The organism is Pararhizobium sp. (assembly GCF_035497515.1).
Lineage (GTDB): Bacteria > Pseudomonadota > Alphaproteobacteria > Rhizobiales > Rhizobiaceae > Pararhizobium.
Window position 1 is genome coordinate 1 of the sequence record NZ_DATJDJ010000004.1, and the last position, 15,139, is coordinate 15,139.

At 60.3% G+C, this 15,139-nt stretch carries 13 protein-coding genes; all 13 read left to right on the top strand.

The annotated features are described in order from the left end of the window. Positions 1–36: 36 nt before the first annotated feature. The 13 genes from VL202_RS00425 (at position 37) to VL202_RS00485 (ending at position 14,793) form a co-directional block, all read left to right on the top strand. Complete coding sequence (locus tag VL202_RS00425; protein WP_325462244.1) at positions 37–849, top strand: IclR family transcriptional regulator; 813 nt, start codon at positions 37–39, stop codon at positions 847–849. A 214-nt stretch (positions 850–1,063) separates the two neighbouring features. Then, positions 1,064–1,804, top strand: coding sequence for a LuxR family transcriptional regulator (locus VL202_RS00430; protein ID WP_325462234.1), 741 nt, complete (start codon positions 1,064–1,066; stop codon positions 1,802–1,804). Positions 1,805–1,916: 112 nt separating this feature from the next. Continuing rightward, the gene (locus VL202_RS00435; protein ID WP_325462235.1) at positions 1,917–2,672 is read left to right on the top strand and encodes a LuxR family transcriptional regulator; all 756 of its coding nucleotides are present in this window, start codon (positions 1,917–1,919) and stop codon (positions 2,670–2,672) included. A 309-nt stretch (positions 2,673–2,981) separates the two neighbouring features. Next, positions 2,982–5,369, top strand: a complete 2,388-nt coding sequence (locus VL202_RS00440) for a methyl-accepting chemotaxis protein (RefSeq protein ID WP_325462236.1) — start codon at positions 2,982–2,984, stop codon at positions 5,367–5,369. 430 nt (positions 5,370–5,799) lie between these two features. Further along, on the top strand, positions 5,800–7,008 hold the full coding sequence (apbC, locus tag VL202_RS00445) for an iron-sulfur cluster carrier protein ApbC (RefSeq protein WP_325462237.1): 1,209 nt from the start codon (positions 5,800–5,802) through the stop codon (positions 7,006–7,008). A 395-nt stretch (positions 7,009–7,403) separates the two neighbouring features. Beyond that, entirely contained in the window at positions 7,404–8,378 is a 975-nt protein-coding gene (locus VL202_RS00450) for a magnesium transporter CorA family protein (protein WP_325462238.1), read from the top strand. Positions 8,379–8,395: 17 nt separating this feature from the next. Next, a complete protein-coding gene (locus VL202_RS00455) occupies positions 8,396–10,297 on the top strand; it encodes a potassium transporter Kup (protein ID WP_325462239.1) in 1,902 nt (633 codons plus the stop codon). A gap of 348 nt (positions 10,298–10,645) precedes the next feature. After that, positions 10,646–11,824, top strand: a complete 1,179-nt coding sequence (locus tag VL202_RS00460) for a cell wall hydrolase (protein ID WP_325462240.1) — start codon at positions 10,646–10,648, stop codon at positions 11,822–11,824. 291 nt (positions 11,825–12,115) lie between these two features. After that, entirely contained in the window at positions 12,116–12,481 is a 366-nt protein-coding gene (locus VL202_RS00465) for an AtpZ/AtpI family protein (RefSeq protein ID WP_325462241.1), read from the top strand. 63 nt (positions 12,482–12,544) lie between these two features. Then, positions 12,545–13,306 carry a F0F1 ATP synthase subunit A gene (locus VL202_RS00470; RefSeq protein WP_325462242.1) on the top strand — a complete coding sequence of 254 codons (762 nt, stop codon included), beginning with the start codon at positions 12,545–12,547 and terminating at the stop codon, positions 13,304–13,306. Between the two features lie 76 nt (positions 13,307–13,382). Then, positions 13,383–13,610 (top strand): F0F1 ATP synthase subunit C, encoded by a 228-nt coding sequence (locus VL202_RS00475; protein ID WP_037106138.1) that lies wholly within the window; start codon positions 13,383–13,385, stop codon positions 13,608–13,610. A gap of 72 nt (positions 13,611–13,682) precedes the next feature. Then, complete coding sequence (locus VL202_RS00480) at positions 13,683–14,291, top strand: F0F1 ATP synthase subunit B (protein ID WP_325462243.1); 609 nt, start codon at positions 13,683–13,685, stop codon at positions 14,289–14,291. A 10-nt stretch (positions 14,292–14,301) separates the two neighbouring features. Next, on the top strand, positions 14,302–14,793 hold the full coding sequence (locus VL202_RS00485; protein ID WP_414692782.1) for a F0F1 ATP synthase subunit B: 492 nt from the start codon (positions 14,302–14,304) through the stop codon (positions 14,791–14,793). The last annotated feature ends 346 nt before the right edge of the window (positions 14,794–15,139 follow it).

The following is a 15,139-nucleotide window of genomic DNA, read 5'->3' on the forward strand; positions in this document are numbered from 1 at the left end:
GAAGCCGCCAGGTTGAATGAGGCAGGACGGAATTTGATGGAACAGGATGAGGCGGGCGACACCCGTCCTGCGGTTGCGCAGAATAGCGGGACTGGCACGCTGGGCAAGGTCCTTTCGGTGCTGGAAACCGTGGTGACGGCGGAGGTTCCGCTTCGCTTCAGCGATATCCTCGCTTTGTCCGGCCAGCCGCGCGGCACCTTGCATCGGCAGCTGTCGCATCTGGTGGAGGAGGGGTTGCTGATCCAGCGGCGGGATCTTTGCTATGAGCCGGGGCTGCGGCTGTTGAAATTCGCCTATCGCACCTGGTCGAAAAACCAGTTTCGGACGATTGCGGGACCGCATCTGCGAAGGCTGCACGAAGAAACCGGCGAGACGGTGCATCTCGGCGTGTTGCGTGACATCGAGATCATCTATGTCGACAAGGTCGAGAGCCGCCAGACGGTGCGGATGGAGTCGCAGATCGGCAACGCCTCGCCGGTCTATTGTACCGGTCTCGGCAAGGCGGCGCTTTCGGTCTTGCCGCCGGAGCGACTGGCGGCGACGATCGGGAAGCTGGATTTCCGACGGTTCACCGCCAATACACATCTTTCCGCAGCATCGCTGAAACGCGATCTGGACGAGGTGCGCTTGCGGGGCTATGCCTTCGACAGGGAAGAACATGAAACGGATATCCGCTGTGTCGCGGCCCCGATCCACGATGCGGGCTTCGACCTCGTCGCCGGCGTTTCGGTGACAGGGCCGGCGTACCGGGTGACGATGGAGCAGTTGGAGGCCTGGGCAGACGTGGTTCGCCAGGCGGCAATGGCCATCATCGAGGACGTTCAAATCCGTCTCGGACCCGGACGTTAGTCTTTGGTGGTGCTTTACGGTTAATTAGGTAAATCGACTGGACGACGGGAAATCAGGCCTATAGCATTAATATATCAGATTCCGCGGTGGCCTTCGATCACCGCTTCGAAAAATGGCCTTGCCGGAATCCGGAACGGAACAGAGATGCTTTGAATAGGCGGTATAAGCCCCGGAAATCGGGTTAAGCGGCCAAAAGGCTGGAAGAAGTAGAGAAATGGTCAACTTCAGCGGACATCTGTCATCCATCGCGCTTACCCATGACAAGCGGATCGTCGGCAACATGACGAAGGAAGCGGATATCCGGAAAGCCCTGGAGCAGGTCACCAACGCCTATGGCTTTCATGGCTTCCTCGTGATGGTCGTGCCGGCGAAGACCTGTCGCACGCTGTCGGAATGCGTGGTCATGACCAACTGGCCGAAGGATTTCCTGCGCAGCTACGACGAAGCAAGCATGATGGCCGGCAGCCCGGTGATCGAGCGCCTGCAGCGCAGCACCATTCCCTTCACCTATGACTCTTCGCTCGATTCGCGACGGCGTTCGGACGGCAAGAGCCATGCGGTCGTCAGCCTGTTCGAGCGGGTCAATCTCCGCCGCGGCGTCTATGTCCCGGTTCACGATGTTCACGGCACCTGCGGCGCGGTTGCTTTCGGCGGCGATCGCGACCTGGTGACGTCGGCGGAAGTGAAGGAACTGACCTTCCTCGCCGGGTATCTGTTCAGTTGCCTGAGCGAGATCAAGCAACTGCGCACGCGGGCTCCCGGCGGCCTGTCACGGCGCGAGATCGAATGCCTGCATTGGGCTGCAGCAGGCAAGACCACGACAGAAATGGCAAAAATCCTTGCTCTTTCGGAATATACCGTCAATCACTATCTCAGCCGTGCGACCCGCAAGCTGGATTCCGTCAATCGCGTGCAGACCGTGGCCAAGGCAATCCGTGCGGGACTGATCAACTGAGATTATGTTATGAATGCAAGCAGGAAACCGGAATGCTGAATGAGGGGCAAAAGGGGTGGAGCCGACGGTCGCTCTCCCGGCAATCACTGCAGCCGTATGGCGGAGCCCGCGAATGCGCGATACTTTGATGGCAGACCAAGTGGAAACGGACCAGCCGCGCGGTGGGGATTTCGCCGCCGAGATCGCAGCGCTGGAAACGCAGTTCGATGCCATCCGCTATATGAAACGGACCACCCAGTCGTTCGGTTTCAAGGCATTCGTGATCTGTGTCGTCCCGACATTCGACGCGGAAAAACTCGCGTCGGCCTCGATCCTGTCGAACATGCCGACGGAACTGGTTAACAAGTATGACAGCATCTCGCTGCTCAAGCATTCCACCGGCATCCGCAGGCTGCGGGAAACCACCACGCCGTTCCAGTTGACGCTTGACGATTGGGAAAAGGAAAGCGGCCACCCGCCGCAGGCCAGTGAATATATCGCGATGCTGCGCGAACATGGCATCTTCCAGGCCAACTATTTCCCGGTCCACGACGCTGACGGTAGCCGCGCAACGGTCATCTTCATGGGCAAGCGCAGCGACTTGCCGATGACCGCGATGATGGAACTGCAGATGATCGCGATCCACGTCTATAACCGTCTGACGGAGATCGGCTCCTTCTGGAAGGACACCAGCGTCGCCCTGTCGGAGCGTGAAATCCAGTGCCTCAACTGGACGGCGGCCGGAAAGACCAGTTCGGAGATCGCCGGTATCCTCGGTCTTTCGGAGCACACGGTCAACCATTACCTCAACCATGTCAGCAAGAAGCTCGACGCGGTCAACCGCACCCAGGCCGTCGTCAAGGCGATGAAGAAGGGTTACATCAGCTAAGCATTTCTGCCTGAGAATAAAGCAGAAGTTCCGATTTCCCCTCGCATTTTAGACGATCATTAATATTTGCGGTGCACCTTGACGGCCGGTGGAATGATTTCACTGGGAGGGCACTGGTATAGTTCCTGTCATCGGTGTTCATCGAGACTGGATCACAAGGCGCCTGAAGTCCTGATGCGCCGTACATCCGTCTGGATGTACCATGCCGCCGTCCGGATCGCATCCTCCGCACCTTTTTAAAAGATGACGTCATGTGACGCCGCAGCTGGAGGCATTCGCCTGTTGCCGTTGCGCTTTCGAGGATCCGAGATGCTGTTCAAGACCGCCACCTCCCGAAATATCTTCTCCGTCGTTGCCACCGGGCTGTTCGCCACGGTCGTGACGGCCGGCACGTTGTTTGCCATTTCCTATTCGGAGGTGAAGCGTCGCAGCGTCGATGAGATGAATGCCGCGGCCGCGCTGACGGCAGCCGACCTCAAGGCCCAGATGTCGCAGGGCCTGCAACTGGTCCATGGTTTCCAGAGCGTCTTTGCCGCACTCGAGACCTCGGGTTCCGCAAGCCGCACATCTGCCGACGCGATGATGAAGAGGGCACTGGAAGACAATGCCTTTGCGCTCGGCGTCTGGACCGGCTGGCAGCCCAACGCCTTCGATGGCAAGGATGCGGAATACGCCGACAAGCCCGGCCATGACGCAACGGGCCGCTATGTGCCCTACTGGGTGCGCTCCGGCGACAAGATCATTGTGACGGCGCTGGTCGATTACGACAAGGACGGCCTCGGCGACTACTACCAGATCCCGTTCAAATCCCAGAAGATGACCGTGATCGAGCCTTACAAATACTCGATCGATGGCAAGGACGTGTTGATGACCACGCTGGTCGGTCCGGTCACCATCGACGGCAAGCCGCTCGGCGTCACCGGCATCGATATCGCGCTCGACAGCCTGACATCCAAGCTCGCCGACATGAAGCCGCTCGGCGATGGCAATGTCGCGCTCGTTTCGCAGAACGGTAATTTCCTGAGCCACGTCAACGCCGCCAATCTCGGTAAGGCGTTCAAGGACAGCAGCGTCGATGCCGCCGCCTGGCAGCAAATGATCGACAATCCCGGCAAGCCTGCCGATACGGTCGGCGAAGATGGAACCGATTTCATTTCGGTAGCCGTTCCCGTCCAGCTTCTGCCGGATACGGCCTGGTATGCGGTCGTGTCGGTTCCGAAGGCCACCGTCTTTGCCTATCTGACACACATGGCCTGGATTTCCGTCGTCATCATTGCCGTCGCCTCCGTTTTGCTCGTCCTGCTCGGCGTGTTGATTTCCAGTCGCTTCCGCCGCCGCATCGAGGCTGTCGTTCATGCAACGGGGGAGATCGCCCAGGGCAATACCAGCATCGTTATCGCTGACGCTGACCGCAACGACGAAATCGGCGACATGGCCCGCTCGCTCGCCATCCTGCGTGACGCCGGCATCGAGAAGCAGCGCCTTGAAACCGAAGCCGCTGAGAGCCGCACGCTCGGCGAGGAAGAGCGCCAGCGCCGCGCCGCCGAAGCCCAGGAAAACGACCGCCAGATGCGCTTTGCCGTCACCGAGCTCGGGACCGGCCTGCAGCGTCTGGCCGAAGGCGACGTCACCTTCCGTCTGGCAACGCCGTTCATCGGTTCGCTCGATGCGCTGCGTGAAGACTTCAACTCTTCCATGGGCACGCTGCAGCAGACGCTGCAATCGGTCGGAAACAATGCGCAGGGTATCCAGGCTGGTTCGGCGGAAATCCGCTCCTCGGCCGACGATCTCGCCAAGCGCACCGAACAGCAGGCAGCCTCCGTCGAGCAGACGGCCGCCGCCCTCGACGAGATCACCGCTTCGGTCCGCGACTCGACGGTTCGTGCCGAAGAAGCCGGCCAGTTGGTCGCCAGGGCCAAATCGGGCGCGCAGACATCGAGCGCGGTCGTCAAGAACGCCATCGATGCCGTTGCCCAGATCGAAAGCTCGTCGCAGGAAATCAGCAGCATCATCGGCGTGATCGATGAAATCGCCTTCCAGACCAACCTTCTGGCACTGAATGCCGGCGTCGAAGCAGCCCGCGCCGGTGAAGCCGGCAAGGGTTTCGCCGTCGTGGCCCAGGAAGTTCGCGAGCTTGCTCAGCGGTCTGCCAATGCGGCAAAGGAAATCAAGGCGCTGATCTCGAAATCCGGTAACCAGGTCAAGACCGGCGTCGATCTGGTCGGTCAGGCCGGCAAGGCGCTGGAAGTGATCGTCCATGAAGTCGACGAAATCAACCTGCGCGTCTCTTCGATCGTCGAGGCGGCCCGCGAACAGTCGATCGGACTGAACGACATCAACCGCGCCGTCAACGTCATGGACCAGGGCACGCAGCAGAACGCGGCAATGGTCGAAGAATCGACCGCCGCCAGCCATTCTCTGGCTGCCGAAGCCTCGGCGCTGGCGTCGCTGCTGTCCAACTTCAAGCTCGGTGATGCCTCCGAAGCCGTCATGCACCGGGCAGCTTCGGCAGCAAGCCAGCATCGCGCATCGCCAGCCCCGGTTCGCGGCATATCCGTCTCGCGGCCCGCAGTCCGCCCGGCATCCGCCGTGACCCCCGCCGTACAGTCGCCCGCGCGTTCGCTCGGACAAAAGCTGGCGGGCGCCTTCGGACACGGCGGTGGGACCCCCGCGAACGACGGCTGGGACGAGTTTTAGCGAAGGACAGGATGCTGCCTTGCCGCAGCGCCCTGTTTCAAAAACTGGCAACCGGAAAGACATGACCGCGCATCTGCACAATAAGTGAGCGCGCCTGATGTTGCGCTGCAGTATCATCAACCCCGATCGCCCGCTTTTGAGGGCGATTTCCGAACTGGCACGCTTTCTGCTTCGTTGAATGCAGGTCCAGAGGGGACTGTAATAAGACTGCGCCCAAGAAGGTTGCGAGAGACAAGGCCGCTTTCAGCCCAAGGTGATCCCGGATGAACGGACACCCGGGGGCTGGAAGCGGCCTTTGCTTGTGAGCGGCTGTTTTTCCATTTGGTCGCATTGGCGAAACCCGCCGGTTCCATTATCTAACGTCCAGCACATCGCGCATCGAACACAGACAGCAAAGCAAACCAGCCGCGCTGGGGCAGGAGTGAATGACATGACCGAGGTCACCAAGGAGCAGGTTATCGAGAAGCTGAAGGGCGTGCGCGGCCCGGACATGGACGGCAATATCGTCGATATGGGCCTCGTCTCCGACGTGTTCATCTCCGATTCGAAAGTCTATTTCTCGATTACCGTTCCCGCCGAGCGCGCCCGTGAGCTTGATCCGCTGCGCGCCGCTGCCGAGCGGGTGGTCAAGGAAATCCCCGGCGTGAAGGGCGCCATGGTGGCACTGACGGCGGACAAGAAGGGCGCCTCGTCCACGGCGCCGGTCCAGCGGCCCGCCGCGTCCCCAGCCGGCCAATCGCATGCGGGCCATTCTCACGCCGGGCATTCCCATGCGGGACACAGCCACGCGCCGGCACCGGCGCAGCAGCGCCCGGCAGCGCCCGCCAAATCCGGCATTCCCGGCGTCGGCGCCATCATCGCGGTGGCGTCGGGCAAGGGCGGTGTCGGCAAGTCGACGACATCTGTCAACCTGGCACTGGCGCTCAAGGCCAACGGTCTGCGTGTCGGCATCCTCGATGCCGATATTTACGGCCCCTCCATGCCCCGCCTCTTGAAAATGTCCGGCCGTCCCCAACAGATCGAGGGCCGGATGATCCGGCCGATGGAAAATTATGGCATCAAGGTCATGTCCATGGGCTTCCTCGTCGACGAGGAAGTGGCGATGATCTGGCGCGGGCCGATGATCCAGTCGGCGCTCCTGCAGATGCTGCGCGAGGTTGCCTGGGGTGATCTCGATGTGCTCGTCGTCGACATGCCGCCGGGCACGGGTGATGTGCAACTGACCATGGCGCAGCAGGTACCGCTTGCCGGCGCCGTCATCGTCTCGACGCCGCAGGACCTGGCACTGATCGACGCGCGCAAGGGGCTGGCAATGTTCCGCAAGGTCGAGGTGCCGGTGCTCGGCATTATCGAGAACATGAGTTATTTCATCGCGCCGGACACGGGCAATCGTTACGACATCTTCGGCCATGGCGGCGCACGCAAGGAAGCAGAGCGCATCGGGGTGCCGTTCCTCGGCGAAGTTCCGCTGACGATGGGCATCCGCGAAACCTCCGATGCCGGCACCCCGGTCGTCGTGTCGGAGCCCGACAGCGACGTCACCCGCGTTTACCGCGACATTGCCGCCAAGGTCTGGAGCCAGGTAACGGCAAGCCAGAACGATACGTCGAGGGCGGTGCCGAACATCGTTTTCGAGTAAAGGAGCGGCGGTTCGACCGCGTCGGAAAACGCGTCCGATGCGGTTAGACTGTTGACATTTTGCGATGCAGCGCCGTTAAGTCTTCGGGCGACATTGTGGCGTCTTGCCACTTTCAGCATTGATTTTGGGCTTGCCTTGTTCCATATGCCTCCCCGCATCCGCAAGGATGTACCAGCGGTGCTGCCCTCCGTCGGGCTCCGCATGACCGTGATGACCGTTTGAGGTTTTGTCGTAAACGACGAGAGTTTCCATATGGACCTGCTTCGCGCAGCTTTGAATTCACACGACCGGTCTTTTCCGCCTGAATGTGGCCTTGATCTCGTCTCCGCCTGTTCCTGTGGCGGCGCGGCGATCGGTCGTGCCAACAGGAACGACACGCGGAAGAAGACGGCAGAATGATCACTGCCTATCGGGCCAATGGCGAATCCGTCGTCATCAGCGCGGAAAAGCCGCCTGCCTCCATGCCTTCCGACGTCGTCTGGGTCGATCTCTTGCGCCCGGACAAAGCCGAGGACGTGCTGGTCGAGAGTTTTCTCGGCATCGAGGTGCCGACGCGCGAAGACATGAAGGACATCGAACCCTCAAGCCGGCTCTATACCGCAAAGGATGCGGTGTTCATGACCGCCTCGCTTGTCTGCAAGGCGGAAAGCGGCCAGCCGGAACTGACCGATGTCGCCTTCGTGCTGACGAAGGGTCTGTTGATCACCGTGCGCTACGATGAGCCGAAGGCGTTCGGCCTGTTTACCGCCGCCATGCATCGCATCCCCGGTGGCTGCGCGACAGGGGCGGTTCTCGTCACCCGTCTCTTCGAGACGATCACCGACCGCACGGCCGAAATCCTCGAGATGGCCGTCGCCAAGATCGATGCGCTTTCGCTGCAGGTCTTCGGCGACCGTTCCGGCAAGCGCCGGCCGCCGCATTATCTCGAAGCGAAGTTGCTCGACGTAGCGTCGCACCATCGTCTGGTGGCAAAGACCCGTGACAGCCTGGCGTCGCTCTCCCGCGTCATGACGTTCCTCTACACCGTGCCGATCATCCAGGAGAACCGGGACGCACGGGAACTCTGCCGGACGATTTCGCGCGATATCCAGTCGCTGTCGGAACATGCCTCCTTCATCTCCGGCAACATCACCTTCCTGCTCGATGCCTCGCTCGGCCTGATCGGCGTCGAGCAGAACGCCATCATCAAGATTTTCTCGATCGCGTCCGTGGTCTTCCTGCCGCCGACGCTGGTCGCCTCGCTCTATGGCATGAATTTTATCCACATGCCGGAATTGCATTGGACCTTCGGTTACCCGCTGGCGCTCCTCGCCATGGTGGTTTCCGCGATCATTCCGTTCTATTTCTTTCGCTGGAAAGGCTGGCTTTAAAAGCCGGAAATACGCAGATGTCCCATTCGGCAGCTACACCCGGAACGCGCGATCAGCAGCTGCGCAAGCTCCTGTTCCTGTCGCTTGGCTCGATCGGAGTCGTCTATGGCGATATCGGAACGAGCCCGCTCTATGCTTTCCGTGAGGCCCTGCGCCCCGTCGCGGAAGATGGCGTGACGCGTTTCGAGATCATCGGCCTGATTTCGCTGATGATCTGGACGCTGACGATCATCGTGACCCTGAAATACGTGCTGTTCCTGCTGCGCGCCGACAACAACGGTGAAGGCGGGACCCTGTCGCTGCTGGCGCTGCTGATGAAATATTCCGGCAAGCGCGCCAACCGGCTGTTCTTCCTCGGCATCGCCGGCGCCGCCCTGTTCATCGGCGATGCGATCATCGCACCGGCGCTGTCGGTGCTCTCGGCGGTCGAGGGCCTGAAGCTGGTGACGCCGACGCTGTCGCCCTATGTCGTGCCGATTTCCGTGGTGATCCTGCTCTTGCTCTTTGCCGTCCAGTCGCGCGGAACGGCGGCCGTGTCAAAATTCTTCGGCCCGATCATGGTCGTCTGGTTCCTCGTGCTCGCCGTGGCCGGGATCAGCCATATCAACGACGACCTGGGCATTCTGGCGGCCTTCAATCCCTATTATGCCGTCAACTTCCTGATCCACGCCGGTTATGTCGGCATCGTCGTGCTCGGCGCGGTGTTCCTGACGGTGACCGGTGCCGAGGCGCTCTATGCCGACCTCGGTCATTTCGGCCGCAAGCCTATCCAATGGGCCTGGATCTGCCTCGTTTTCCCGGCGCTTGCGCTGAACTATCTGGGGCAGGGCGCCCTGGTGCTGAAGCATCCGGAAGCCATGTCCGATCCGTTCTACCTGATGTTCCCGGAATGGGCGCTGCTGCCGGTTGTCATCCTGGCGACCTGTGCCACCATCATCGCCGCGCAGGCAGTCATCACCGGCGCCTTTTCGCTGACGCGACAGGCAATCCACCTCGGCTTCCTGCCGCGCATGGCGATTTTCCACACATCGGAAACGCAGACCGGCCAGATCTACCTTCCCAATGTCAACCTGCTCCTGATGTTCGGCGTCATGGTGCTGGTCTTCGTCTTCGAATCATCCGAATCGCTGGCGACCGCCTATGGCATTTCGGTCACCGGCGCGATGGTGGTCGATACGCTGTTGGCCTATGAATTCGTCCGCGTCCGCTGGAGATGGCCGGTCTCCTTCGCCATCGGCGTTCTGCTGCCGCTGTTCATCCTGGAAATGATCTTCTTCGGCGCCAACATGCTGAAGATCCATGACGGCGGCTATGTACCGGTGCTGATTGCCGCGACCATCATCGTCATCATGTGGACGTGGAAGCGCGGCACAAAAATCCTGCACGACAAGACCCGCCACACCGATATTCCGCTGGCCTCGTTCGTGAAATCGATCGAGCGCAAGAGCGAGCACGCCCCGGCCTCCGTGCCGGGAACCGCGATCTTCCTGACCAGCGACCCGGAATCGACGCCGGCCGCGCTGCTGCACAACATCAAGCACAATCACGTGCTGCATGCGCAGAACTTCATCCTGACGATCCGCACGGTCAACACGCCGATCGTGCCGAAGGACCAGCGCGTCAGCGCCAGCAGTTTGTCCGAACGATTCAGTCTTCTGGAAATGCGCTTCGGCTACATGGAAACCCAGAACGTCTCACAAGCGCTCGGTCTCTTCAGAAAGACCGGCCTGAAATTCGACATCATGTCGACCTCGTTCTATCTCGGCCGGCGCAAGCTTGTGCCGGATGCGCAGTCGGGCATGCCGCACTGGCAGGACAGGCTGTTCATCGCGCTGGCCAACGCCGCGATCGACCCATCGGACTATTTCCGCCTGCCGACCAACCGCGTCGTCGAACTCGGTTCGCACGTCATCATATGATTGCCCACTTCTCGATACGCCTCGCCCTCTGCAGATGGTGAGGCGTTTTGCCATTCCAATCCCCAATTCCCCGATGCCGGCATTAACCAACCATCAAGGTTAATGCTTCATTGTCATCGCATGGTTGAAGCGGCTTAGGCGCCTTGTGGCGCGGTGTCCGTTTTCTTGATTCACTTCCGCGGGGAATACATGCCGGCACCGGTTTGCCGGGTGAGAACCTGCGTCTGCTAGAGCATCCCGGTTCAAGTGAAATCACTTGAACCGGAAAGATGCTCTAGATTCAACAAGTAGAGCGACCTTTGCGCGTTCCGATGAACGCGCGGCGCTCTAGTGCGTGGAGTACGGTTGGTGCGTAACAGTAAGCAGTTCCATCGCAAGTCCCGTTTGTCGCCCGCGCGCTGGACTGCTCCGCTGAGGCTGGGCATCGGTCTCTTCGTCGGCTTTCCCTCCGTTTCCGCCCATTCCGATCTGGCGACCTTCCTTTCCGGTCTCAACCGTGGCGGCGAGCGCTGGCGCATGGTCATGACCCGCTCGCCGGCGGGATCGCTGCATGATGTGGATGTGGTGTTCAACGACCCGATCACCACCGGCGCGATCGGTGACGGGGCAGGGATCAGGCTGCCGGACGGCGAGACGGTTTCGCTGATGGCCGACAACAAGCTGACCGACCCGCGCACCGACGAGGAGCGCGTCAATCGCCGCGACAAGAAGGGTCGCATCATCGCCGTTTCGCCGGTGACGCCGCCCAAGGATTTCACCGCGGGCTCGATCCTGCAGCGCACCAGTTCGCTGATGACCCCGCTGTTCGACAGTGAGGAGCGCATGGCCTTCTCGAAGCCGGAGATCAGGGGCAAGGAAATCGAGATCGCCACGGCCTTCTACAAGAAGAAGGCGCCGAAGATCGACGCCGGAATGTCGCCGATGCTGGCAAGCCTGGTCACCAACCAGTCCGCCGATGTCCTGGCGACCGCCTATGCCCCGGCGGAGCCGGATTATGCGCGCCAGTCGCCATTCGATTCGATCCTGCGCGAAGACAAGACCGGTGGCCGGTTCATTCCCGAGATTTCGCCGGAAGATCATGCCTGGGCGGCCAATCCGCTGCCGGCCGGCGTCTTCTCCGAAGCCGAACAGAAATGCCTGACCTCCGGCATCTATTTCGAATCGCGCGGCGAATCGATGAAGGGCCAGGCGGCCGTGGCACAGGTCATCCTGAACCGCGTGCGCAACCCGGCCTATCCGGGCACGATCTGCGGCGTCGTTTACCAGAACAAGGGCTGGTACAACCGCTGCCAGTTTTCCTTCGCCTGCGACCGCATTCCCGATATCGTCTGGTCGCGCTCCGCATGGAAGACGGCCCATGAGATCGCCCTGGCCGTCACGGCCGGAAAGATCTGGTTCCCGGAAGTCGGTTCGGCCACGCACTATCACGCCAATTACGTGAAGCCCGATTGGGGTCCGACGATGAAGCGGGTATCCAAGATCGGCAAGCACATCTTCTACCGCACCTATGGCGGCGGCTGGACCTGAGAATCCGCCTGACATCTGTCAGCCGGCCCTTCCTGCCCGGCCGGCCACCACGACCCTGTCGCGGGTGATTCCCGCCGATTCCCGGCCGGCCCATCTGAAATCACATCAAGTTGTTGTTTTTAATAAATAATATTGTAGGGTAACAAGCGTGCTTGGTGCCTTGACTATGCCAGAACCTAAAACTATGTTGCGGCCGACTTCAAAACGGGCCGAACGCTGGTCTCAAATCCGGCCTTTGTGTGACCAGGCTCATGGTTTATGACCCTGGGGGGACAAAGGGGAGGATGCCACGTGACGGAAAATCCGAAGGAAGGTCTGGAAGACCGGCTGGAACGCCTCGGTTCGGAACTGTCTGAAAAGCGCAGGGAAGATCCGAAGTACGCTGCGGACGAAGCGCGCGCTGCCGAAAATCGCAAGGGCTATCAGGTCGCTGTCAAGCTTTCGAGCGAATTTGTGGCGGCCATCATTGTCGGTGCGCTTCTGGGCTATCTTTTGGACCATTTTGCGGGTACAGGGCCGTGGGGGATGATCATACTTCTCCTCCTTGGATTTTGTGCCGGTGTGCTGAACGTGCTGCGTTCGGCGGGCATGGTGGCAGCGCCTCATCCCGCGGATCAGCTGGGCAAGGGCATCAAGAACAAGAGTGACGACGCTTAACGAGCAGTCGTCGCAGGGTGAAAATACCTGCCGCAAGGCGGGTCAGAACGAAAGAGAGCGGCTGTGGCAGGCGACAAGGTAGATCCGACCCACCAGTTTATGATCAACGAGATCATTCCGATCCATATCGGTGGCATCAATTTTTCGTTCACCAATGCCTCGCTGTTCATGGTTGCGACCCTGGTCGTCGCCACAGGCTTTCTCTACATGACGACGTCGAAGCGCAGCCTGGTTCCAGGCCGCATGCAGTCCGTCTCCGAGCTTTCCTATGAATTCATCGCCTCGATGCTGCGCGAAGGCGCCGGCTCCAGCGGCATGAAGTTCTTCCCGATGGTGTTCTCGCTGTTCATGTTCATTCTGACGGCAAACATGCTCGGCATGGTTCCCTACTTCTTCACCATTACCAGCCAGATCATCGTGACCTTTGCGCTTGCGCTGTTCGTGATCGGCACGGTTCTGGTTTACGGTTTCTATAAGCACGGCCTTGGCTTCCTCAATGTGTTCGTGCCCTCTGGCGTACCCGGCATCCTCTTGCCACTCGTGGTTTCCATCGAAATCATTTCCTTCCTGTCCCGTCCGATCAGCCTGTCGGTTCGTCTTTTCGCGAACATGCTGGCCGGTCACATCACGCTGAAAGTGTTCGCAGGCTTTGTCGCCTCGCTCGGAACCATGGGCGCGTTGGGTATAGGAGGGGCGGTCCTGCCGCTCATCATGACCGTGGCCCTCACGGGTCTCGAATTCCTCGTCGCCTTCCTCCAGGCCTATGTCTTCGCGGTACTGACTTGCATGTACCTCAACGACGCAGTCCATCCGGGTGGCCACTAAGGAATAAAGTCGTGGGGCTTTCCTCTTCAGGAAAGTGCCAAAGTTAGCCGCAACAACCATTTCGAAGGAGAAAATCATGGACGCGGAAGCAGCAAAGTACATCGGCGCAGGTCTCGCTTGCCTCGGCATGGCCGGCACGGCTCTCGGCCTCGGCAACATTTTCGGCAGCTACCTCTCGGGCGCCCTGCGCAACCCGTCGGCAGCAGACAGCCAGTTCGGCCGTCTCGTATTCGGCTTCGCCGTTACGGAAGCTCTGGGCATCTTCTCGCTGCTCGTAGCTCTTCTGCTCCTTTTCGCCGTCTAAGACCGGCTTGAAGGCAGGGCCGCGGTACAAAGCCGCGGCCCGCATCTTTTATAAATGCACCTGGAGGTGAGCATGTTCGTGACTTCGGCATACGCCCAGTCAACCACCACCGAAGGCGCAGAGACCCACGACGCCGCTGCCGGCGAGGTCCACACCGAAACCGGTGTAGCCCATGAAGGCGGACATGGCTCTGGCGTGTTCCCGCCCTTCGATTCTTCGACATTTGCATCGCAGCTCCTGTGGCTGGCGATCAGCTTCGGTCTTTTCTATCTTCTGATGTCGAAGGTCGTCATGCCGCGCATCGGCAGCATTCTCGAAACGCGCAACGATACCATCGCGCGCGATCTCGATGACGCAGCCCGCTCCAAGGCCGAGGCTGACGCAGCCATCGCTGCCTACGAACAGGAACTGGCCGCTGCCAAGGCCAAGGGCAACGCGATTGCATCGACTGCGCGCGAAGCCGCCAAGACCAAGGCTGCGAGCGACCGCACAGCGGTCGAGACCAGCCTGAACGACAAGATTTCCGCCGCTGAAGCCCGCATTGCCGATATCAAGGCGAAGGCGCTGGCCGATGTCGGTTCGATCGCCGAGGAAACGGCGTCCGCCGTTGTCGAGCAGCTGATCGGTGGCAAGGTATCGAAGGCCGAGATCGCATCCGCGGTCAAGGCATCCGCGAAGTAAGGAGAGCATCATGGATTTGACCTCACTGGCCACATTCTGGGCCACAGTCGGCTTGGTGCTTTTCCTCGCTCTCATCGTCTATCTCAAGGTTCCAGGCATGCTGGCCAAGTCGCTCGATGAGCGTTCGGCCCGTATCACCAACGAACTGGCCGAAGCCAAGCGCCTGCGCGCCGAAGCTCAGGCCTTGCTCGCCGAATACCAGAAGAAGCGCAAGGAAGCCGAAGCGGAAGCTGCCAACATCGTTGCCGCAGCCGGACGTGAAGCCGAAGCACTGACCGCCGAAGCCAAGCAGAAGACCGACGAATTCGTCGCTCGCCGCACGGCTTTGTCGGAGCAGAAGATCAAACAGGCTGAGGCCGACGCCATCAATTCGGTTCGCGCCATTGCCGTCGACATCGCCATCGCCGCCGCCGAAAGCGTCATCACGGCAAAGTCGGATGCGACAACGCAGTCGGCCCTGTTCGCCAAGGCGATCAGCGACGTGAAGACCCGCCTGAACTGATTGATCGGTTCACCGCAATTTAAAAAAGGCTGGCTCGCGCCGGCCTTTTTTGTGTTTTGAGAAATGTTTGCCGAGAAGAAATTTTGCAGTGAAGTCGGATGTAGAATGGGGAGACCCGCAACGAACGTCCTCTTCTCCCCGGTGGGAGAGCACCGATGCAGAAATTACGCGCTACCACCGTCAGTTATAACATGGAAGAACTCGGCACGATGGCGTAATTGCTAACCGCGTTTTCCAGTCTCCTGGTTGGTGGCAGACTGGTCCCATTAACAACGGGAGGACATCACAATGAAACAGTATGTCGGATTGGACGTGTCACAAAAGGAGACTGCCGTTTGCGTCGTTG